20 protein-coding genes are annotated in these 21,778 nt (G+C 68.9%); 10 read left to right on the top strand and 10 right to left on the bottom strand.

The annotated features are described in order from the left end of the window. The first annotated feature begins 204 nt into the window (after positions 1–204). Together DEJ20_RS15330 and DEJ20_RS15335 are read left to right on the top strand one after the other, a co-directional pair. On the top strand, positions 205–609 hold the full coding sequence (locus tag DEJ20_RS15330; RefSeq protein WP_146245460.1) for a hypothetical protein: 405 nt from the start codon (positions 205–207) through the stop codon (positions 607–609). A 392-nt stretch (positions 610–1,001) separates the two neighbouring features. Further along, entirely contained in the window at positions 1,002–1,643 is a 642-nt protein-coding gene (locus DEJ20_RS15335; RefSeq protein ID WP_111235982.1) for a GNAT family N-acetyltransferase, read from the top strand. 214 nt (positions 1,644–1,857) lie between these two features. Here the strand turns inward: DEJ20_RS15335 and nrdF are convergent, their stop codons facing one another. The 4 genes from nrdF to nrdH form a co-directional block, all read right to left on the bottom strand. Further along, positions 1,858–2,832 carry a class 1b ribonucleoside-diphosphate reductase subunit beta gene (gene nrdF / locus DEJ20_RS15340; RefSeq protein ID WP_017886894.1) on the bottom strand — a complete coding sequence of 325 codons (975 nt, stop codon included), beginning with the start codon at positions 2,830–2,832 and terminating at the stop codon, positions 1,858–1,860. Positions 2,833–2,922: 90 nt separating this feature from the next. Further along, positions 2,923–5,028 carry a class 1b ribonucleoside-diphosphate reductase subunit alpha gene (nrdE, locus tag DEJ20_RS15345; protein WP_110864196.1) on the bottom strand — a complete coding sequence of 702 codons (2,106 nt, stop codon included), beginning with the start codon at positions 5,026–5,028 and terminating at the stop codon, positions 2,923–2,925. Between the two features lie 17 nt (positions 5,029–5,045). Next, positions 5,046–5,462 (bottom strand): class Ib ribonucleoside-diphosphate reductase assembly flavoprotein NrdI, encoded by a 417-nt coding sequence (nrdI, locus tag DEJ20_RS15350; RefSeq protein ID WP_027465945.1) that lies wholly within the window; start codon positions 5,460–5,462, stop codon positions 5,046–5,048. Between the two features lie 112 nt (positions 5,463–5,574). After that, entirely contained in the window at positions 5,575–5,808 is a 234-nt protein-coding gene (nrdH, locus tag DEJ20_RS15355) for a glutaredoxin-like protein NrdH (protein ID WP_017886897.1), read from the bottom strand. A 355-nt stretch (positions 5,809–6,163) separates the two neighbouring features. Between nrdH and DEJ20_RS15360 the strand changes: the two genes are divergently transcribed. The 3 genes from DEJ20_RS15360 to DEJ20_RS15370 all read left to right on the top strand — a co-directional run bounded on the left by DEJ20_RS15360 (position 6,164) and on the right by DEJ20_RS15370 (position 9,036). Next, positions 6,164–7,369, top strand: coding sequence for an MFS transporter (locus tag DEJ20_RS15360; protein ID WP_111224260.1), 1,206 nt, complete (start codon positions 6,164–6,166; stop codon positions 7,367–7,369). Positions 7,370–7,588: 219 nt separating this feature from the next. Continuing rightward, positions 7,589–8,407, top strand: coding sequence for an aldo/keto reductase (locus DEJ20_RS15365; protein WP_111235981.1), 819 nt, complete (start codon positions 7,589–7,591; stop codon positions 8,405–8,407). A gap of 56 nt (positions 8,408–8,463) precedes the next feature. Beyond that, positions 8,464–9,036, top strand: a complete 573-nt coding sequence (locus DEJ20_RS15370) for a hypothetical protein (protein WP_111235980.1) — start codon at positions 8,464–8,466, stop codon at positions 9,034–9,036. Here DEJ20_RS15370 and DEJ20_RS15375 read toward each other — a convergent pair. After that, positions 9,033–9,371, bottom strand: a complete 339-nt coding sequence (locus tag DEJ20_RS15375) for a hypothetical protein (protein ID WP_111235979.1) — start codon at positions 9,369–9,371, stop codon at positions 9,033–9,035. The genes DEJ20_RS15370 and DEJ20_RS15375 overlap by 4 nt on opposite strands. A gap of 118 nt (positions 9,372–9,489) precedes the next feature. Here DEJ20_RS15375 and DEJ20_RS15380 point away from each other — a divergent pair, with 118 nt between their 5' ends. Continuing rightward, positions 9,490–10,320 (top strand): LysM peptidoglycan-binding domain-containing protein, encoded by an 831-nt coding sequence (locus tag DEJ20_RS15380; protein WP_146245459.1) that lies wholly within the window; start codon positions 9,490–9,492, stop codon positions 10,318–10,320. 63 nt (positions 10,321–10,383) lie between these two features. Further along, positions 10,384–10,905 (top strand): ribonuclease H family protein, encoded by a 522-nt coding sequence (locus DEJ20_RS15385; RefSeq protein WP_027465941.1) that lies wholly within the window; start codon positions 10,384–10,386, stop codon positions 10,903–10,905. Positions 10,906–10,918: 13 nt separating this feature from the next. Here DEJ20_RS15385 and DEJ20_RS15390 read toward each other — a convergent pair whose 3' ends face one another. Together DEJ20_RS15390 and DEJ20_RS15395 are read right to left on the bottom strand one after the other, a co-directional pair. Further along, positions 10,919–11,170 carry a DUF6458 family protein gene (locus DEJ20_RS15390; RefSeq protein ID WP_027465939.1) on the bottom strand — a complete coding sequence of 84 codons (252 nt, stop codon included), beginning with the start codon at positions 11,168–11,170 and terminating at the stop codon, positions 10,919–10,921. A 91-nt stretch (positions 11,171–11,261) separates the two neighbouring features. After that, complete coding sequence (locus DEJ20_RS15395) at positions 11,262–13,832, bottom strand: DEAD/DEAH box helicase (protein WP_111235977.1); 2,571 nt, start codon at positions 13,830–13,832, stop codon at positions 11,262–11,264. Positions 13,833–13,912: 80 nt separating this feature from the next. On the opposite strand from DEJ20_RS15395, the gene DEJ20_RS15400 reads away from it, so the two are divergent. Further along, positions 13,913–14,926 (top strand): LLM class flavin-dependent oxidoreductase, encoded by a 1,014-nt coding sequence (locus DEJ20_RS15400; protein ID WP_111235976.1) that lies wholly within the window; start codon positions 13,913–13,915, stop codon positions 14,924–14,926. A 584-nt stretch (positions 14,927–15,510) separates the two neighbouring features. Here DEJ20_RS15400 and DEJ20_RS15405 read toward each other — a convergent pair. Further along, positions 15,511–17,991 carry a beta-glucosidase H gene (locus tag DEJ20_RS15405; RefSeq protein WP_111236044.1) on the bottom strand — a complete coding sequence of 827 codons (2,481 nt, stop codon included), beginning with the start codon at positions 17,989–17,991 and terminating at the stop codon, positions 15,511–15,513. A 185-nt stretch (positions 17,992–18,176) separates the two neighbouring features. Between DEJ20_RS15405 and DEJ20_RS15410 the strand changes: the two genes are divergently transcribed. Both DEJ20_RS15410 and DEJ20_RS15415 read left to right on the top strand, forming a co-directional pair. Next, complete coding sequence (locus DEJ20_RS15410; RefSeq protein WP_084741272.1) at positions 18,177–18,767, top strand: TetR/AcrR family transcriptional regulator; 591 nt, start codon at positions 18,177–18,179, stop codon at positions 18,765–18,767. A gap of 180 nt (positions 18,768–18,947) precedes the next feature. Then, positions 18,948–19,811, top strand: a complete 864-nt coding sequence (locus tag DEJ20_RS15415; RefSeq protein WP_071245140.1) for an NAD-dependent epimerase/dehydratase family protein — start codon at positions 18,948–18,950, stop codon at positions 19,809–19,811. Between the two features lie 3 nt (positions 19,812–19,814). On the opposite strand, the gene DEJ20_RS15420 is transcribed toward DEJ20_RS15415, so the two are convergent. Both DEJ20_RS15420 and DEJ20_RS15425 read right to left on the bottom strand, forming a co-directional pair. After that, positions 19,815–21,401 (bottom strand): DUF7059 domain-containing protein, encoded by a 1,587-nt coding sequence (locus tag DEJ20_RS15420; protein ID WP_258377210.1) that lies wholly within the window; start codon positions 21,399–21,401, stop codon positions 19,815–19,817. Beyond that, complete coding sequence (locus DEJ20_RS15425; RefSeq protein ID WP_111224270.1) at positions 21,398–21,763, bottom strand: ArsR/SmtB family transcription factor; 366 nt, start codon at positions 21,761–21,763, stop codon at positions 21,398–21,400. Before DEJ20_RS15425 ends, DEJ20_RS15420 begins: the two co-directional genes overlap by 4 nt. Between the last annotated feature and the right edge of the window lie 15 nt (positions 21,764–21,778).

Here is a 21,778-nt window from a genome sequence, read left to right on the forward strand (position 1 = left end):
ACGATTGACTATCGAGATGCCTTGATGCGAGCGCCGGCGAAGACGGGCCAGTGGGTTGGAGTCTGTAGGTCTGCAAGATATCCAGCGAGACACTGGGGTACTCGACACGCAACGCCCGCGTCAGCTCGACCAACTCGGGACTGCCTGGCCCTGTGATCGAAAGTGGCAGGCAGCGTAGCGGTGCTCCACGGCACACTTGAGGCCATGAGGCAGGACGACATCGATGAGGAGCTCTTCCCGCTCGGGGCTCCTGACCGCCGCAGGCACTCGATCCAGGCTCCAGCAGGCTGGCAGGATCTAGCAGTCACGCTGACGTTGTTCGGTCTGAGCCTGCCGATGCTCGTTGTCGGTTGGTTCGGCGTCGTGCTCTCGATGTTCGCCTTCGACGCGTGCAGTGCCGGGGGGTGCAACTACGCCGCCGGATCGGTCGCCTACATTGGCTTCCCGATCGCGGCCGTCGTCAGCACAGTGGTTTGGGCGTCGGTTGCTGAACGCCGCCGGCGTGCCCATCGTCGCGCGTGGATGTCTGGAGCAGGGGCGATCCTCACCATCGTCGCCCTCTTTGCCCTCGCTGCGACCGTCGTCCATTTTGCAGCACAGCCGAATTGAGCTGTCCGGTGAGGCTGCCGGCGGCGTGCATCGGGTGGCCGGCTAACGTCTCATTGGCCGATCGTCTACCGGTCGCTGGAACGACGCTCGGCTCGAGCTCGACGTCGCTCGTCACGCCTCGCCCGCCACTCGGCGTCCTGCTGATCCTGCAGCGGGCTTCGACTCATGCTCCCGCGGGCCGCGAGGAAGATGAGCACGGCGACGACAACCAGGACCACCGGCACGAGCAACTGCAGAATCAACATTGCTACCCCTATTTGATCGGTCGTGCCACTCCAGATGTGGGTGGAGCTTAGCGAGCCGTTGGCGACAGAGGTGCCGTCCGGTTGCCGATCGGCCAGCGGGACATCGCGAGCCCGTAACGTTCGACGCCGCGCTCGTATCGTTGGGCGATGAATCTCGATCACGTTTGGCCCTTGTTCGGGCTGCGCCTCATGACTCCTCGTCTGGAACTGCGGCCCTTGCGCGACGAGGATCTTCCTGGACTCGTCGACGTGGCCCTGTCAGGTGTCCACGATCCCGCTCGGATGCCGTTCGGTGTCCCGTGGACGGACGCAGAACCGACGACGTTGGCTCGTTCTTTGGCGCAGTACCACTGGAAGCTCCGGTTCGGGGTGAGCCGTGACTCGTGGGGTGTGAGCTTCACCGTGTTCCACGAGGGGACGCCGGTCGGGGTTCAGGAGCTGCACGCTCGCCGCTTCGCAGCTCGAAGGACCGTCGAGAGCGGCTCATGGCTTGCCCTCGCGCAGCAGGGCCGAGGGCTCGGGACCGAGATGCGGGCGGCGCTGCTGCTGTTCTCGTTCGACCATTTGGGAGCTGAGTGGGCTGAGTCGAGCGCAGCCGCTTGGAACGAGCCATCCCTACGGGTGTCCGCGAAGCTCGGTTACGAGCTCAACGGTGTCACTCGGGCCCAAACCCGCGCCGATGAGGTCGTTGACGAGGTCAGGGTGCGCTTGAGGCGGGAGGACTTCGCTCGGCCGAGCTGGAGCCTGACGACTGAAGGGGTCGAAGCAGCGACCGAGTTCTTGATGTAGTCGAGCAGGCGAGGACACAGCCGCCCGGTAGCCGATCCCTCAGCGGAGACGGCCTCCCGCGGCACGCACATGACGGCGTTCGCGTCTCGCATAGCTCGTCCGAAACGAATCTCGATGAGCGACCGCTATCCGGCCGCACCGGCGACGGTGCCCGTCAGCTGAGAACGCCCCGCCGGCCGAAGCCAGCGGGGCGTCCCCAGGAGTCAGACCAGGATCAGAAGTCCCAGTCCTCGTCCTCAGTGTTCACGGCCTTGCCGATGACGTACGACGACCCGGACCCCGAGAAGAAGTCGTGGTTCTCGTCCGCGTTCGGCGACAGGGCGGAGAGGATGGCCGGGTTCACGTCGGTGATGTTCTTCGGGAACATCGGCTCGTAGCCCAGGTTCATCAGCGCCTTGTTGGCGTTGTAGTGCAGGAACTTCTTGACGTCCTCGGTCAGACCGACCTCGTCGTAGAGGTCCTGCGTGTACTGCACCTCGTTCTCGTACATCTCGAACAGCAGCGAGAACGTGTAGTCCTTGAGCTCGTCGCGCTCGGCCTGCGTGAGGGTCTCGAGGCCCTTCTGGTACTTGTAGCCGATGTAGTACCCGTGGACGGCTTCGTCACGGATGATCAGGCGGATCAGGTCGGCGGTGTTCGTGAGCTTGGCGCGCGACGACCAGTGCATCGGCAGGTAGAAGCCCGAGTAGAACAGGAACGACTCGAGCAGCGTCGAGGCGACCTTGCGCTTCAGCGGGTTGTCGCCCTGGTAGTAGTCCATCACGATGGACGCCTTCTTCTGCAGGTTCGGGTTCTCCTCGGACCAGCGGAAGGCTTCGTCGATCTCACGCGTCGACGCGAGGGTCGAGAAGATCGACGAGTAGGACTTGGCGTGCACCGACTCCATGAACGCGATGTTCGTGTAGACGGCTTCCTCGTGCGGGGTGATCGCGTCGGGGATGAGTGAAACGGCGCCGACGGTGCCCTGGATGGTGTCGAGCAGGGTGAGACCGGTGAACACACGCATGGTCAGGGTCTGCTCGGCCGGCGTCAGCGTGTTCCACGACTGCACGTCGTTCGACAGCGGCACCTTCTCGGGCAGCCAGAAGTTGTTGACGAGACGGTTCCAGACCTCGACGTCCTTGTCGTCCTGGATGCGGTTCCAGTTGATGGCCTGGACCCGATCAATGAGCTTCAGCTTCTCGACCAACGTGTGTTCCTTACAGAGATGGTGACTAAGTGACGGACTGGAGGCGCGGTGCGGGTTGGCACCGCGCCTCCAGGGAGCAGAGCGGCAGCTCTACAGCATGCAGCTGACGCAGCCCTCGACCTCCGTGCCCTCCAGCGCGAGCTGGCGGAGACGGATGTAGTAGATCGTCTTGATGCCCTTGCGCCATGCGTAGATCTGCGCCTTGTTGATGTCACGCGTGGTGGCGGTGTCCTTGAAGAACAGCGTCAGGGACAGACCCTGGTCCACGTGCTGCGTCGCCGCGGCGTACGTGTCGATGATCTTCTCGGCACCGATCTCGTACGCGTCCTGGTAGTAGTCCAGGTTGTCGTTCGTCATGAACGGCGCCGGGTAGTAGACGCGGCCGAGCTTGCCTTCCTTGCGGATCTCGATCTTCGACGCGATCGGGTGGATCGACGACGTCGAGTGGTTGATGTACGAGATCGAACCGGTCGGCGGGACGGCCTGCAGGTTCTGGTTGTAGATGCCGTGCTCCTGGACGGACGCCTTCAGCGCCTTCCAGTCGTCCTGCGTCGGGATCGTGATGTTCGCGTTGTCGAACAGCGAGGCAACACGAGCGGTCGCGGGGGTCCACGTCTGGTCGGTGTACTTGTCGAAGAACTCACCCGACGCGTACTTCGAGTCGCGGAAGCCGTCGAAGGTCTCGCCGGTCTCGATCGCGATCTTGTTCGACGCACGAAGGGCGTGGAACAGCACCGTGTAGAAGTAGATGTTCGTGAAGTCGATGCCCTCTTCGGAGCCGTAGTAGACGCGCTCACGAGCGAGGTAGCCGTGCAGGTTCATCTGGCCGAGGCCGATGGCGTGCGACTTGTCGTTGCCGTCCTCGACGGAACGCACCGAGGTGATGTGCGACATCTGCGAGACCGAGGTCAGGCCGCGGATGGCGGTCTCGATGGTCTTGCCGAAGTCCGGCGAGTCCATCGTCAGCGCGATGTTCAGCGAGCCGAGGTTGCAGGAGATGTCCTTGCCGATCTCCTTGTAGGACAGGTCCTCGTTGAAGGTCGTCGGGGTGTTGACCTGCAGGATCTCCGAGCACAGGTTGGACATGTTGATCCGACCCTTGATCGGGTTGGCCTTGTTCACCGTGTCCTCGAACACGATGTACGGGTAGCCCGACTCGAACTGGATCTCGGCGATGGTCGTGAAGAAGTCACGCGCCTTGATCTTCGTCTTCTTGATGCGCGAGTCGTCGACCATCGCGCGGTAGTTCTCGGAGATCGGGACGTCACCGAAGGGGACGCCGTAGACCTTCTCGACGTCGTACGGCGAGAACAGGTACATGTCCTCGTTGTTCTTCGCGAGCTCGAACGTGATGTCCGGCACGACGACGCCGAGGGACAGCGTCTTGATGCGGATCTTCTCGTCGGCGTTCTCGCGCTTGGTGTCGAGGAACTTCATGATGTCCGGGTGGTGGGCGCTGAGGTAGACCGCGCCGGCACCCTGACGCGCACCGAGCTGGTTCGCGTAGGAGAAGGAGTCTTCCAGCAGCTTCATCACGGGGATGATGCCCGAGGACTGGTTCTCGATCTGCTTGATCGGGGCGCCGGCCTCGCGGATGTTGGAGAGGAGCAGGGCCACGCCGCCGCCGCGCTTCGAGAGCTGCAGCGAGGAGTTGATGCCGCGCGAGATCGACTCCATGTTGTCCTCGATGCGGAGCAGGAAGCAGGAGACGAGCTCGCCGCGCTGTGCCTTCGCCGTGTTGAGGAACGTGGGGGTCGCGGGCTGGAAGCGGCCGGCGACGATCTCTTCGACCAGGTCGATGGCGAGCTGCTCATTGCCCTGGGCCAGGCCAAGGGCGGTCATGACGACGCGGTCCTCGAAGCGCTCCAGGTACCGCTTGCCGTCGAACGTCTTGAGCGTGTAGCTCGTGTAGTACTTGAACGCACCGAGGAACGTCTGGAACCGGAACTTCTTCGAGTACGCCAGGTCGTTGAGTCGCTGGATGAAGTCCAGCGAGTACATGTCGATCGTGGCTTTTTCGTAGTACTCGTTCTCGACCAGGTAGTCGAGCCGCTCCTTCAGGTTGTGGAAGAAGACGGTGTTCTGGTTGACGTGCTGCAGGAAGAACTGCTTGGCGGCCTCACGATCCTTGTCGAACTGGATGTTCCCGTCCGCGTCGTAGAGGTTGAGCATCGCGTTGAGGGAGTGGTAGTCCATCCCCGTCTGCGGCGACGTCAGATCGACGTCTGCAACTGCTGCGTCCAAAATGCATCCAATCCTGAGTTGACCGCCGACACGTCGTCAGGGGTCCCGAAGAGTTCGAATCTGTAGAGAAGGGGGACGTTGCACTTCTGCGCGATGACGTCCCCTGCGAGGCCGTACGCCTCGCCGAAGTTCGTGTTGCCACCCACCACCACGCCGCGGATGAGCGAGCGGTTGTGGGCGTCGTTGAGGAACTTGATGACCTGCTTGGGGACTGCACCCTCGCCGTTGCCGCCACCGTAGGTGGGCAGGACAAGGACGTAGGGCTCGTCGACGTGCAGGAACGGTTCGCTCGGGTAGAGCGGGATCCGGTCCGCGTCGCGGCCGAGCTTCTCGACGAAGCGCGCGGTGTACCCGGACACGCTCGAGAAGTAGACCAATCGGCTCATGGTGCGCTCCTCTGGAGAAGGTGCGGAACAGGCGGACCGGACGGGCCAGGAGAGGCGAGTCGCGCCTCCCGAGATGCCCTGCCTGCGGGCCCCTTCGGGGCCCGCAGAACGACTACGCCAGTTCGGCGCTGAGGGTCGCGATCTTGTCGGGGCGGAAGCCCGACCAGTGGTCGTCGTCCGTGACGACGACGGGGGCCTGCATGTAGCCCAGGCTCTTGACGTGCTCGAGCGCTGCTTCGTCCGTGGAGACGTCGTGCACTTCGTACTCGATGCCCTTGTTGTCGAGGGCCCGGTACGTCGCGGTGCACTGGACGCAGGACGGCTTGGTGTAGACGGTGACGGCCATGTTCTCCCCTGGTTCCTACTGGTTTCTGCTGTGCTGTGGAGGTTGTGCTGATGTCTGTCCGCAGTCGTGTCCGGGAGGGGCCGCTGCGATGCCTCCACACTACATCTAGTGGCTAGCCGCAGCACCGACCACTAGAGGAAGTGTTACAGCCATGTAGTTCTCCACAACGTCCTCCACAGTCTGTGGATTCCCGGGAGGCCCGAGTTTCCGCCAGTCTGCGGCCGACCACCGACACTTCCCCACACCGGTGGACAGTCCCGATCCACATGTGTGGAATCAACGCGTCGGCGTGTCGCGAACCGCCCCTCCCCAGGACGGGGGACACCCCCGTCCGGCCGGTCCGTACACTCGTCTCGTGAGTACGTACGGGCCCCTCCTGAAGACCCCTGGCGTGGGTCGTGTCATCGCCGCACAGCTCACCGCACGGTTCCCGTTCGGCATGCTGTCGCTGGCCTACCTGCTGCACGTCGAGCACGTGTTCGACTCCTACGGCGCGGCCGGTCTGGTGCTCGCGACGACGAGCATCGGGCAGGCGCTGGCCGGCCCCCTGACGAGCCGGTGGATGGGCAGCTGGGGCATGCGCCCCGTCCTCATCCTGACGAGCATCGTCGCGCTGATCAGCATGGTGGTCATCGCGTTCGTGGTCATGCCGCTCTGGGGCTACGTGGTGGTCGGGTTCCTCGGCGGCCTGGCGGTCCCGCCCGTGCAGCCGGCGGTGCGCACCATCTACCCGAAGATGGTGACGTCGGCGCAGCTCACACCCCTCTTCTCCCTCGACGCCAGCGCGCAGGAGCTCATCTGGGTCGCCGGCCCGGTCATCACCACCTTCGTCGCCACCCAGGTCGGCACGGTCGAGGCGATCGTCGTCGCGATGGTCTTCCTGGTCGTCGGCGGCGCGTGGTTCATCGCCTCCCCCGAGCTCGGACGAGTCCGCATCCCCCGTTCGAAGCGCGCGTTCGGTGTCGTGCTGAAGCGCCCCGCGGTCGTCGTCGCCACCCTGACCGGTCTGCTCCTGATCGGGGCGTGCGCCGCGGTCGAGGCGAGCGTCACCAGCGTCTTCGGTGAGGGCAGCCCGAACGCCGGCATCGTCCTCGCGGTGTTCGCGGTCGGTTCGCTCGTCGGCGGCCTGGCGTTCGGCCACCGCCCGATCTCCCGCAACACCCTGTGGACGCGCATGGCCGTCGTCTTCGTCGGCCTCACCCTGGCCCTCGGCGGCACGGGCTTCTGGTGGCTCTGCCTCGCCCTGGTCATCGCGGGTGTGGGCATCGCACCGGCCCTCGCGGTGATGTTCGGTTCGGTCTCCGCCACCGTCAAGTTCTCCGACACCGCCGAGGCCTACGGCTGGATGGGCACCGGCCAACTGATCGGTGCTGCCGGCGGTTCGGCGATCGCCGGCTTCCTGATCGACGGCAGCGGCCCCGTCGGCGGCTTCACCGTCGGCGCCGTGATGGCCGGCCTGGGCGTGCTGCTCCCCCTGGCGATGCGGAGCTGGCTGCCCGACCTGCGCGGCCGTGACGCCAGCCCCCTCCCCGACACCGAGCCGGTGCACCTGCCGACCTGAGCGGGCGCGCGGCGGCGGCGGGAGTCGGGCGGCGGGCGGTTTCGGGCGTACCTGGTTGAATCGGGCGTACCTGGTCGGGAGTTCTGACCAGGTACGCCCGTTTCCACTCGCCATCGCGGCCGCTATGGGAAGGAACGTGCGCCCGGCATACGGGTCGCGTTCTCCACAGATGGCCTGGAGGCCCGGCGCACGCCCGCCAGGCACCGGCAGGATGGGTGCATGGTCACCTCAGTTCCCCTGCGCGACGGCCGCTCGATCCCCGCGATCGGCTTCGGCGTCTACAAGGTCGATGATGCCAAAGCAGAGACGGCGGTCGGCCTCGCGCTGGACGCCGGCTACCGGCACGTCGACACCGCCGAGATGTACGGCAACGAGACCGGCGTCGGCAAGGCGATCCAGGCCTCCGGGCTGGACCGTGACGACGTCTTCGTGACGACCAAGGTGTGGAACGACCACCAGGGGCGCGACGCGACCCTGCGGGCGTTCGACGGCAGCCTCGAGCGGCTGGGGCTCGACGCCGTCGACCTCTACCTGATCCACTGGCCGGCCGCCGCGAACGACCGCTACGTCGAGACCTGGCGCGCTCTGGTGGAACTGCGTGAGTCAGGGCGGGCGCGGAGCATCGGTGTCTCGAATTTCCAGGTGCCGCACCTGCAGCGGCTCATCGACGAGACCGGCGAGGTACCGGCGCTGAACCAGGTCGAACGGCACCCGTGGCTGCCGCAGCGCGAACTCATCGCGTTCCACGAGCAGCACGACATCGTGACCGGGGCGTGGTCGCCGCTCGGTCGTGGGCGCCTGATCGACGAGCCGGTGCTGACCGGTATCGCGGACGCGCACGGCGTGAGTGTGGCGCAGGTGCTCGTGCGGTGGAACGTGCAGCAGGGCGTGGTGGTGCTGCCGAAGTCGGTCACGCCGTCGCGGATCCGCTCGAACCTCGACGTCGACGGCTTCGAGCTGACCGACGACGAGCTCGCGGCGATCGCGACGCTCGAGTCCGGGCAGCGGACGGGCTCCCACCCGGACTCGGTGTCGTAGCCGGGCGGGGTACGCACTGTTCAGCCACAGCAAGTGACGGGCCGTACTGTCGAGGGGTGATCGATCCTCAACAGACCGCCCGTGAACACCTGCGCCCCGACGAGCACCTGTACTGGGTCGGCACGAGCGACCCGGCCAGGCTCCTCTCGGGCCGCGACGGCTTCCTCATCCCGTTTTCGCTGCTCTGGTGCGGATTCGTGGCGTTCTGGACCGTCTCGGCCGTGACCAGCGGGGCGCCGCCCTTCTTCTTGGTCGTCGGGTCGCTGTTCACACTGATGGGCCTGCACCTGCTCGTCGGACGGTTCCTCGTGAAGCGGTACCGCAAGCGGACGACCGTCTACGCCGTGACCGATCGCCGGGCCCTCGTGATCACCCCTCGCGCCACGCGGGAGGTCCCGATCGGCCGCACTGACCGCACTGTGAGCTGGACCGGCGACCGACAGCACTGCAACGTCGAGTGGGACGCGACGGGAGGCGGACCGGGATCGATGCTCCTCGGGTGGGGAACAAACGCGAAGATCTACGCGAACACCGGTCTCGACGGCTTCTTCGGGCCACAGCCGATGGCGTTCTGGGACGTCACCGATGGCGAGGCCCTCGTGCGCGAACTCGACCGGGCGTCGAGCTAGCCCCGGCGGTCCTCCTCGGACTGCCACGGCAGGTGCAGGTCACCCGGTTCGGGCTCGACGTCGCCAACGTCGTCCGCGCCGCCCGTCCCGGGGGCCGCGATGACCTTGGACGGGTCGATGCCGTCCGCACGCAGGTCGGCGTCGTCGCGCTGCTTCGTCTGGGACGCGTCCATCTCGCGCTCACTCGACGGGCTGTACGACGTGTCCGCTGCTCGCTGCTCGCGTCCGCTGACCCCGTCGACGTCGTCGCTGTGCGCGGCGTCGCGGAGCGCGTCGTTGCGTGCGCGGTCGTCGGACGGCTCGGGGCCGGGGGCGTTCGGGATGCTGTCGCTCATGGTGGTTCCTCCTGCAGCGGACGGTAGTCCTCGGCCCCGTGTAACGAGTCTGGCTCGGTCCGCTCCCCGCACTCGATGACGTCCCTGGCCCGCGCTACGCTGCCGACGAGGGGGAACGATGGGACGAACACGGACCGCGACGACCGCGGTGATCGGCTCGGCACTGGTGGGGCTGCTGCTCGCCGGGTGCACGGCGTTCGGCGGCGACGACGCGATCCCGACGCCGACGCGACAGGCGACCGAGCGCACGGCGGAACCCGCGCCGGACCCGACGCGCGGCACCGATCCGGTCGAGACCGAGCCCGAGCAGGCGCTGCCCACCGGCACCGTGGCGGCGGAGACCGACGTGGTCTCGCCGAGCGGTGAGACCAGCATCCACGTCCGGGTGGTCGCGAACGACCGCGGTACCTTCGATGCCCAGCTCTCCGGGTACCGGACGACCAATCCGCAGCCCATGCGTCTGGAGTTCCGGCACCGGCATGCGAAGCCGCTCGACGGTGCGGACGGCGAGGTGCGCGAGACGGTTGAGTGGGACGCCGCGGTTGCTCCTCCGACCTCGTTCACGATGGGTCAGGCGGGTCCACGCCCCGACTACCTGCGCAGTGTCGTCCTCGTGCCGGCGACAGTGGCCGAAGAGGACTCGTCCAAGCGCCCGTGGGCAGGGTCGGTGCTCGCCGCCGCTGACCTCGCGTGGAAGATCCCGAACCCCTACCCCGACCTCCGGGTCACCGTCGGCAAGGACCGACCAGGCGCCTACGGCATCGTCACCAAGGCCGATGGCCGACCGGCGAACTACCTGGTCGCACACGGCGACGAGCTCTCGACCGTCGCGGAGCGGTTCGGGATCACGCCGGCGCAGCTGCTGTGGATGAACCCGTACCTGGATCCTCTCGACGACGACTGGCTGCTCGAAGGCAACAAGCTGAACATCGACCCTGCTCGCCGTTGAGACGAGGGGCCGGTCCGGTCCGTTACGGTTGACCAGCACTCGGCACCACCAGGAGGTCCCATCGTGACGATCGTCGCCGCCGCAGACGGCTCAGCCCTCGGCAACCCCGGCCCCGCCGGGTGGGCCTGGTACGTCGACGACGACCGGTGGGCGGCCGGTGGCTGGCCCCGTGCGACGAACAACATCGGCGAGCTCACCGCCGTCCTGCAGCTGCTCCGCGCCACGAAGGACACCGGCGAGCCGCTGCACATCCTGTGCGACAGCCAGTACGCCATCAAGGCCTGCACCGAGTGGCTCGCCGGCTGGAAGCGCAAGGGCTGGCGGAAGGCCGACGGCAAGCCGGTCCTCAACGTCGAGATCATCAAGGAACTCGACGCGGAACTGCAGGGTCGCAAGGTCACGTTCGAGTGGGTACGCGGCCACGTCGGTCACGAGATGAACGAGGCCGCCGACGTGCGTGCCCGCGGTGCCGCCACCGCGTTTCAGAACGGCACCGACGTGCCGCACGGCCCCGGCTGGCCCGGGGCCGAGGTCCCCGAGCCGTCTGCGCTGCCCGACGCGACCCCGCCCGCGACCCTCTTCTGACCCTTCCCGCGGGTCAGTAGGTCCCGTCGCGCCGATCCTGGCGGGTGATCTGCTCCCCCGACGCCGGGTCGACGCCCGAGCGCGTGGTGGTCGTGGTGCGGCGACCGCCGAAGGCCACGGCGAGGCTGATGATGAGCAGCACGACACCGGCTGCCATCAGGATGTAGCCGATCAGGCGGAGGTCGATACCGGCGAGCTGGATGTTCAGCGCGAAGGCGACGATCGCGCCGATGACGATCAGGGCGATGCTGGATCCGATGCGCATGACGCAGTCCTCTCGGGTGGGGGTGGTGCCGGAGACGGTACACGTCTGACAACCCCAGCGCCGGAGCGCCCCGAGCCGACGCTCGCGCCGATCAATCGACGTCCACCTCGGCCCACCCGTCGAACCGCCCGATCTCGGTGACCCGCACGACGGCCTCGCCGACCTCGTCCGAGGCGTCCAGGTCGATCGTCGCCGAGAACCCGAAGTCCTTGTCCCCCTCGGGGTCGGCGAAGATCTGCCGCGCCTTCCAGACCCGGGGTGATGCGGTGGCACCGCTCTCGTCGAGCACCAGGTACTGCATCGAGCGCGCGTCGGCATCGGTGCCGATGCTGTCGTGCTCCTCGTAGTACTCCTCGAGCACGTTGTCCCACGCCGACCGGTCGAAGCCCGCGGTCGCGTCGAGTTCCCCGAGCCCGTCGATGTCGTCGGCCGCGGCGAGCAGCACCCGCTGGAACAGGGCGTTGCGCACGAGCACCCGGAACGCCCGCGGGTTGCCGGTGAGCCGTGCGGGCTGCGGCGGCGCGATCTCCTCGTGCTCCTCGGACGCCAGCAGGACGTCGCCGTTGAGCAGCGCCTCCCACTCGTCGACGAGTGAGGAGTCGGTCTGCCGCACGACCTCGCCCAGCCACTCGATCAGGTCGTCGAGCTCCTGGGTCCGCTGTTCCTCGGCGATGGTCTGCCGCATGGTCCGGTACGCGTCGGACAGGTAGCGGAGCACGAGCCCCTCGGAGCGGGTGAGCTGGTAGAAGCGCACGAAGTCACCGAAGGTCATCGCGCGTTCGTACATGTCACGGACGACGGCCTTCGGGGACAGCTGGAAGTCGAGGACCCAGGGCTGTTCGGCGGCGTACGCCTCGTAGGCGGCGGTCAGCAGCTCGTCGAGCGGCTTCGGCCAGGTGACCTCCTCGAGCAGCTCCATCCGCTCCTCGTACTCGATCCCCTCCTGCTTCATGCGGGCGACGGCCTCGCCGCGCTCCTTGAACTGCTGCTGCGACAGGATCGCCCGCGGGTCGTCGAGCGTGGCCTCGACGACCGACACCATGTCCAGCGCGTAGGTGGGCGACTCCGGGTCGAGCAACTCGAACGCGGCGAGCGCGAACGGCGACAGCGGCTGGTTGAGCGCGAAGTTCGGCGCGATGTCGACGGTCAGGCGGTAGGCGCCGTCGACCTTCTCGATCACCCGCGCGTTGATGAGGGTCCGGGCGATGACGAGTGCCCGCCGGGCCATCGCGAGCTGTCGCGAGCGCGGTTCGTGGTTGTCGTAGACCAGTGACCGGACGTCCGCGAAGGCGTCCCCTCCGCGGGCGACGACGGACAGCACCATCGCGTGCGTGATCCGCATGCGCGACACCATCGGCTCCGGCTCGGCGGCGATCAGCCGCTCGAACGACGCCTGGCCCCAGGACACGAAGCCCTCGGGCGCCTTCTTCCGCTTGATCTTGTTCTTCTTCTTCGGGTCGTCGCCGGCCTTGGCGACGGCGCGGGCGTTCTCGATGTCGTGCTCGGGTGCCTCGGTGACGACGTCACCCTCGGTGTCGTAGCCGGCACGTCCGGCGCGGCCGGCGATCTGGTGGAACTCCCGCGCGGACAGCTGGCGCATCTTCGTGCCGTCGAACTTCGTCAGCCCGGTGAACAGCACGGACCGGATCGGCACGTTGATCCCGACGCCCAGGGTGTCGGTGCCGCAGATGACGGGCAGCAGGCCGCGCTGGGCGAGCTGCTCGACGAGTCGTCGGTACTTCGGCAGCATGCCGGCGTGGTGCACGCCGATGCCGGCCCGGATCAGGCGCGACAGGGTCTGTCCGAACCCGGCGCTGAAGCGGAAGCCGGCGATGGCGTCGGCGATCTGGTCGCGGCGTTCGCGCGAGGCGACCTTCGCCGACATCAGCGACTGCGCCCGTTCGAGTGCGGCGGCCTGGGCGAAGTGCACGATGTAGATCGGCGCCTTGCCCTCCTCGAGCAGCCGCTCGACCGTCTCCTGCACGGGCGTCATCACGTACTGGTACTCGAGCGGCACGGGTCGCGAGACACCGGTCACGCGGGCGGTGGGCCGACCGGTCCGGCGGGACAGGTCGTCGGCGATGGTGGTGACGTCGCCGAGGGTCGCCGACATGAGCAGGAACTGCGCACGCTCGAGCACGAGCAGCGGCACCTGCCACGCCCAGCCGCGGTCGGGATCGCCGTAGAAGTGGAACTCGTCCATCACGACGACGTCCACGTCGGCGTCCGGCCCCTGCCGCAGGGCGAGGTTCGCCAGGATCTCGGCGGTGCAGCAGACGATCGGGGCGTCGGCGTTGACGCTCGAGTCACCGGTGACCATGCCGACGTTCTGCGCACCGAACAGCTCCACGAGCTGGAAGAACTTCTCGGACACGAGCGCCTTGATCGGTGCCGTGTAGTAGCTCCGCTTACCCTCGGCGAGCGCGGCGAAGTGCGCGCCGGCCGCGACGAGCGACTTCCCGGTGCCGGTCGGCGTGCTCAGCACGACGTTCGCGCCGGAGACGAGCTCGATGACCGCTTCGTCCTGCGCCGGGTACAGCGGTCGGCCGCCCTCGGCGGCCCAGGCCGCGAAGGCCTCGTAGACCTCGTCGGGGTCGACGACGCCGTCCACCGCCGCCGGGATCGCGGCGACGAGCGGGGGCAGGGTGGTGACGTCGGTCATGCGCCCATCCTCCCAGGTGCGCATGTGCCGCCCCGTCGCCGACTCAGGCGCATTTCGATACGTCCGCATAGACTCGCGACATGCGCGAACTCGGCTTCCTCTCCTTCGTCCCGAACCACGGCGGCACCGACGGCGCCGCCGGCGCCCTGGAGGACGGCCTGCACCTGTTCGAGACCGCCGAGTCGCTCGGCTACGGGACGGGCTGGGTGCGCGGACGGCACTTCGAGCCGTACCTGACGAGCCCGATGACGTTCTTCGCGGCCGCCGCGCAGCGCACCAGCACCATCGCGTTCGGCACCGCCGTGCTCGGGATGCGCTACGAGGACCCGGTGCGCCTGGCCGAGGACGCCAGCACCGTCGACCTGCTCAGCGGTGGGCGGGTGCAGCTCGGCATCAGCACGGGCATCGCCGGGTACGGCCCGATCCTCGACCCGGTGTTCGGCACGGTCGACCGCAGCTTCCGCGACGAGGCCGAGGCCCGCGCCGCACGGCTGCTCGAGGTGCTGCAGGGTGAGCCCCTCGGCAGCGCCGGCAAGGGCTACGAGAGCATCCCCGCCGGGGCCGACCTGACGCTGCAGCCGCTCAGCCCGGGCCTGCGCGACCGCGTGTGGTGGGGCGGCGGCAGCATGGGCACGGCGATCCGCACCGCCGAGAAGGGCCTCCTGCTGCACTGCTCGACCCTGAACACCGAGGACACCGGCGCCCCGTTCGCGCAGGCGCAGGCCGACCAGATCGCCGCCTACCGCGAGCGGTTCGCCGAGCTGCACCCGCAGCGCGAGGCCAAGGTCGCCGTCGGCCGGATCGTGGTGCCGCTCCTCGACGACCACGACCGCGCCGTGCACGAGGAGTTCCTGACCGGGTACGCCTCCGGGATGGACGACGAGGGCCGGCCACTCTCGGGTACCCCGCCGTTCCGGTTCAGCAAGGTCCTGTCCGGCGAACCGGCGACCATCGTCGACGCCCTGCTCGCCGACCCGGCGGTGATCGCCACCGACGAACTCGTCATCACCCTGCCGGCGAACGGCGACCGTGCGGCGCACGAGCGGATCCTGCGCATCGTGGCCGAGGAGATCGCCCCGGCGCTGCGGGGCTGAGGGCCGGCGGTGCGGGCCTGACCGTCCGCGGTCCCGCCGCCGCACCACCACCGAGAGTCAAGGGCATCCGGCGGGGCTCTGATCGAGTTGGTGAGGCCCGAGAGCCCGGCCGGATGACCATCTCGTCCCTGATCCGCACGAGATGGTGCACCCATCGTTCCACCTACCGAGCGGTTTGTCACACCGATCCGCGCACCCGGGACGTATGAAGTTGACCAAGTGTCACTCGTTTTTCCGGATCTGTCCGAAGTGCCCGAGCAGGTGCGCATCGGGGCCGGAACGAGCCACGGAACCAGGTTCCGGACACAGCACCGCGCGATCCCGTGGTGTTGTGTCCGAAACCTGGTTCCCGCGCCGGTTCGCCTGCGCATCGGGGCCGGAACGACGAATGCGTCCCCGCGCGGACGCGGGGACGCATTCTGGGACGCACCGGGGAGGCCAGGGCAACAACGGCCGGATCAGGAGACCGAGTCGCTCACCCAGCGACCCCGTAGTCGGTGCGTGCGCGGACGGTAACCAGCCGACTCGCGCACATAGATGCTACTGAATGGAGTTGGGAGCTGCGCGGAAACCGGACGACTTCGTCACTCCAGTTCGAGGGACGCGGTTCCGGCGTCGTCGGTGGCCGAGGCGCCGACGTGCAGCGTGAAGGTCCCCGACTCGTACTGCCACGAGCCGTCCCAGTGGGCGAAGGCTCGCGCCGGGACCTCGATGGAGACCTCCGTCGAGGCGCCCGCAGCGAGCCGGACCGGGGCGAACCCGACCAGCCAGCGCACCGGGCGGTCGACCGCCGACTCCGCACGGGACGCGTAGACCTGCACGACGTGCTTGCCGGCGCGGTCACCCGTGTTCGCGACGGTCGCCGTGACGATGACGGCGTCGCCCTCGCGCACGGTCGGGGTCGCGGAGACGCCCTCGATCGACCACGTGGTGTAGCCGAGGCCGTGGCCGAACGGGTACGCCGGCTCCGTGCCGGCGCGGAGCCAGGCCCGGTAACCGACGTGGACACCCTCGTCGTAGGCGACCTTCCCGTCGACCGGGGTGACGTCGAGCACCGGGACGTCGGCCATCGCGACGGGCCACGTGGTGGGCAGGCGGCCGCCGGGCTCCTGTGCCCCCGTCAGCACGTCGGCCAGCGCGTTGCCGTACTCCTGCCCGCCGAACCAGGTCAGCAGCACCGCGGCGACGTCGTTCCGCCAGGGCATCTCGACCGGCGACCCGGCGTTCACGACGACGACCGTGTTCGGGTTCGCCGCAGCGACCGCGCGCACCAGGTCGTCCTGGTGGCCGGGCAGTGCCAACGAGGAGCGGTCGTAGCCCTCGGACTCGACCTTGGAGTTCGTGCCGACCACGACGACGGCGACGTCCGCACCACGGGCGGCGTCCACCGCGGCCTCGATGAGCACGGCGGGGTCGTCGTCCGACGGCTCGGTGCCGAACTGGTACGCCAGCACCCCGCCGAGCGTCTCGTCCTGCACGATGTCGTACTCGATGCGGATCGCGACCTGCTGTCCCGCAGCCACCTCGACCGGCACCGACCGCGCCGGCGGGTTGAGGAACGCGGCACCGAGCTGGTCGCCCTCGAACGGCACGTCCTCGTCGAGCAGCAGTTCGCCGTCGATCCACATGCGTGACCGGCCGGCCGCGCCGATGCCGAACCGCACGGTCCCGGTCGACTCGGCCGTGTAGGTGGTGGTGATGTCGAGCCGGTCGGCTTCGCGGGTCGGGGCGTCGCCGCCGAACCAGAACAGTGCCGTCGCGCGGCGGTCCTCGACGAACAGCTCCTCGCCGTCCTTGACGAAGGCGACCCGGGCGCCTGGCTCCCCGGTGCCGGGGTTCGTGATGGTGGACAGCGGGAACTCCGCGATGCCCTCCTGCACGACGGCGCCGATCGCGTAGTCCACGCTCGCGCCGGGGAACGCCGAACGGATGCCGTCCAGCGGTGACACGACCTGCGACGGCACGACCGTGGCCGAGCCACCGCCCTGCGTGCGGGCCTGGTCGGCGTTGTGCCCGATCACCGCGATGCGTGACACGGCGGGGGCGTCGAGCGGCAGGACACCGGAGTTGCGGACCAGGACCGTGCCCTCGGCCTCGGCCTCGCGCACGAACGCGATGCCGTCCTCGACGTGCACGGGCGACGCGGCGACGGGCTCGAAGCCCTCGAGCGCGCCGACGCGGGCGGCCAGGGTCAGGATCCGGCGGACCTTGCGGTCGATCGCCGCCATCGGCACCTCGCCGGACTGCACGGCGGCGAGCAGCGGGCCCTCGCTCCACCACGGGTTCGGCCCGGGCATCGCGACGTCCTGCGACGCCTTCGCCGAGTCCACCGAACGCACCCCGGTCCAGTCGGACACGACGACGCCGTCGAAGCCCCACTCCGAGTTGAGCGGGGTCTCGAGCAGGTCGTTCTCCGACGCCGTCACGCCGTTGATCGCGTTGTACGACGACATGATCGCCCAGGCGTGCGCCTCGGTCACGGCCTTCTCGAACGCCAGCAGGTACAGCTCGCGCAGCGCACGGTCCGACACCTCGGTCGACGCGGTGAAGCGGTCGGTCTCGTAGTCGTTCGCGATGTAGTGCTTCGGGGTCGCGGCGACACCGTTCTCCTGCACGCCGTCGACGTACGACGCGGCCAGGTCGCCGGTGAGCACCGGGTCCTCGCTGAACGCTTCGAAGTGCCGGCCACCGAGCGGGGACCGGTGCAGGTTGATGGTCGGGCCGAGCACGACGTCGACGCCCTTGCGGCGGGCCTCCACCGCGGCGGCGGCGCCGTAGCGCTTCGCGATCGCGCGGTCCCACGAGGCACTCAGCGCGGTCGCCGACGGCAGGTTCAGGGACGGGTCGCGCTCGTCCCACACCTCGCCGCGCACGCCCGAAGGTCCGTCCGACATCAGGATCCGGCGCAGCCCGATCTTCTCGATAGGCCAGGTGGTCCAGAAGTCACGTCCGGTGAGCAGCTGCACCTTCTCGTCGGTGGTCAGCTGGCCGAGGAGCGCATCGATGCGCTCGGTCAGCGGCGTCGACGGACTGGAGGCGGTGCTCGCGTCGTTCACGGTGGTCACGGTGGTCACGGTGGTCGGTCCTCTCGTTCAGGGCCGCGGGGCGCCGCCTGGACGGCCGGGGCCTCGTCGCCCACACCCACCATCCACCGGGTTCGCCGCCCGCGCTGGCAGCTCCTGCACCGTACCACCGAAAACCAACCGTTGCTTGGTTTTCTCGGGTCTCCTGCGGGCGGTACAGTCTGGCCATGGCACGACGGGGTTCGTACGCAAAGGGCATCGCGAAGCGCGAGGAGATCCTCACGGTCGCGCTGGACCTCGTGGCGTCGCAGGGCTTCCGGCGGACGAGCATCAAGGACATCGCCGACGCCGTGGAGCTGACCCAGGCCGGCCTGCTGCACTACTTCGACTCCAAGGACGAGCTCTGGGTCGAGATCCTCCGCCGCCGCGACGAGCTCGACCTCGCGCACGACTGGCAGGCCGCGGACCCGGCAGCCCTGCTCGCCGCGATCGTGCGGCACAACGCCGAGGTCCCCGGCCTGGTGCAGATGTTCGTCAACCTGTCCGCCGCGGCCGCCACCGACGCCGAGCACCCGGCGCACGAGTACTTCCGCGAGCGCTACGAACGCAGCCGTCGCGACCTGTCCGCCGACTTCCGCACCATGCAGCAGGACGGTCGGCTGCGCACCGACATCGACCCCGACGAACTCACCAGCGTGCTGCTCGCGGTATCCGACGGCATGCAGATCCAGTGGCTCTTCGACCCCACCCGCGACATGGCCGAGCACGTCGAGCTCGTCGCCCGCCTCGCGATCGCCCAGGTCACTCCCACCGCCTGACGGGCTCCCCCGCCCCGCCCGAACCAGGTTCCGGACACAACACCGCGCGATCCCGTGGTGTCGTGTCCGGAACCAGGTTCCGCAGTGGGGTACGGACAGGGCCTGGTCGCGTCAGGTGCGGCGGGGCAGGATGGTCGATGCCCGCCAGGGCGTGATCCGACGACGATGTGGAGAGACGCGATGACGCGTGTAGTGGTGACCGGTGGCAGCGGCAAGCTCGGACGAGCGGTGGTGCGTGACCTCGATGCGCACGGGTACGACGTGGTCCTGCTCGACCGTGTCCCCTCGCCCGACAAGCCCGAGCGAGTCCCGTTCGTGCGGATCGACCTGACCGACCACGGCCAGGTCCTGAACGCCCTGCTCGGCATCGACGACCGGTACGACCACGTGGACGCCGTGGTGCACCTCGCGGCGGTGCCGGCCCCGGGGCAGGTCCCCGACGTGGCCCTCATCACGAACAACGTGACCTCGTCGATCAACGTCTTCCACGCCGCACGTGCCGCGAAGATCAAGAACGTCGTGTGGGCGTCGAGCGAGACCCTGCTCGGCATCCCGATGGGCGAGCACCACCCGCCCTACCTGCCGGTCGACGAGGAGTTCGCCGTCCGCCCGCAGTCGTCGTACTCCCTCGGCAAGGCGGTGGAAGAGGAGATGGCCCGCCACTTCACGCGCTGGGACCCGGAACTGAAGATGATCGGCCTGCGCTTCTCGAACGTGATGGACGAGACCGACTACCCGGCGTTCCCGTGGGACGCCACCCCCGAGGCGAAGACGTTCAACCTGTGGTCCTACATCGACTCCCGTGACGGCGCCCAGGCTGTCCGCCGGGCACTCGAGGCCGACCTCACCGGGTTCGAGGCGTTCGTCATCGCGAGCCCCGACACGGTGATGGACACCCCGACCATCGAGCTCGTCGAGCGCTTCGTACCGGACATCGAGCGCCGTGCGGACATCGACGGCGTCAGCTCGCTGCTGTCGTCGGAGAAGGCCCGCGAACTCCTCGGCTACACGCCCGAGCACAGCTGGCGCGACCACCGCGCCTGATCGTCAGGCGGCGGGGACGAGCAGCCCGTCGAGCACCAGGTCGCGCGCCGCCGGCAACAGGTCGGCGGCGAGTGCCTGCTCGTCCACGCCGGTGATCTGCGCGAGCGCGCCGATGATCGCCGCGACGGACAGGTCGCCGTCGCAGGCGCCCACGAACGCCGCGAGTGCGGTGTCCGCGTCCACCCGGCGCCCGAGCCCGCCGCCCTGCACCAGGGTCATCACGGTGGGATCGTCGTTGCCCGGCCAGTAGTACCGCTCCTCGGTGACGTCACCGGCCACCGACAGGTGGGCGGCGGCGAGCGCGGCGTCGTCGTGCGCGGCGAGCCAGGCGGCCGCGTCGAGGACGCGGGCGACCGTCGCGCCGAGGCCCGCGGGGTTGGAGCCGAGCGTCTCGGGGACCCGCTCGAACCGGCGGAGGCCGGACGGGCCTCCAGGCAGGGGTCGACGCACCACGACGTAGCCGAAGCCGACGCCGGTGACGCGACGGTCCGCGAAGTCGTCGAGCCAGGCGCCCATCAGGGTGTCGAACTCGGCCGTGCCGGGCTTCGTCCCGCCGTCGCGGATCCAGGTCTCCGCGTAGGACGTCGGGTCCTGCCGCTCGCGCTCGATCACCCACACGTCGAGGTCGGTGTCGGCGAACCAGGCGCGCACGCGGTCCAGGCCGTCGACGCCCCAGTGGTACTCCCAGTTGCCGAGGAGCTGGGCGGTCCCGCCGGGCTCCAGGTGGTCGGACAGGCCGCGGAGCACCGTCTCGACCAGGGCGTCGCCGACCATGCCGCCGTCGCGGTACTCGTAGGACGGGACACCCTCGCGACGGGGTGTGATGACGAAGGGCGGGTTCGAGACGATCCGGTCGAAGCGCTCTCCCGCGACCGGCTCGAACAGTGAGCCGAACCGGAAGTCGATGCCGTCGATGCCGTTCAGCTGGGCGTTGAACCGGGCGATGTCGAGTGCACGGCGTGAGATGTCGGTGGCGACCACCTGGTCGGCGAAGCGCCGCGCGTGCATGGCCTGGATGCCGCACCCGGTGCCGAGGTCGAGCACACGCTCGACCGGTACGGGCACCTGCAGGCCGCTCAGCGTCGTGGTGGCGCCGCCGATGCCGAGGACGTGCTCCTCGCTGATGGCGTGCCCGAGGGCGAGCTCGCCGAGGTCGGAGACGATCCACCAGCTGCCGGCGCCGAGGTCGTCGACGAAGGCGTAGGGGCGCAGGTCGACGGTGGGGTGCACGAGCGCGTCGGCACTGTCGCCTTCGCTACGCAGCAGGCCCGCGGCGACGACGGCGTCCAGCCCGGCGGTCGGGAACGCCGCGGCGGCCTCGGCCCGCGCCACCGGCATGCCGAGCACGAACAGCGTCGCCAGGGTGCCGAGCGGCGTGATCTCGCGGGCGGCGAGCGCGCGGAGCGCGGCGACCCGCGAACCGCGGTGCAGCGATGCGGCGGCCTCGGCGCCCCACAGGGCGTCGACCCCCTCGACGGTGAAGCCGGCTGCGGTCAGGTCCGCGGCGAGCGCCGTTGTGACGGCGGGGTCCGCGACGATCGACGGCAGCGTGTGCACAGCGTCCACGTCGGTGCTCCCGCCGGTGCTCACGAGGCGATCCCCTCGCGCAGCAGGACCGCGGGGACCTGCCAGTCGAGCACCAGGTCGAGGAGCCCGGGGAACCGCTGCTGCACGTCCTCGACGCGGACGCGGCTGACGCGGGTCAGGCCCTCCAGGTGCTGCTCGAGCAGACCGGCCTCGCGCAGGACCCGGAAGTGGTGGGTCAACGTGGACTTCGGCCGGTCGATGCCGACCCAGCCGCAGCTGCGCTCACCCCCGGCCGCGTCGACCAGGTAGCGGTGCAGGATCGCGAGCCGGATCGGGTCGCTCAGGGCGTCCATCACGACCGGGAGGTCCATCTCGGCCACGGACGGCTGCGGCAGCCGTTCAGGAGCATCGACGTGCGCGGGCATGGACGGGACGCTACC

The organism is Curtobacterium sp. MCSS17_005, assembly GCF_003234225.2.
Classification (GTDB): Bacteria; Actinomycetota; Actinomycetes; order Actinomycetales; family Microbacteriaceae; genus Curtobacterium; species Curtobacterium flaccumfaciens.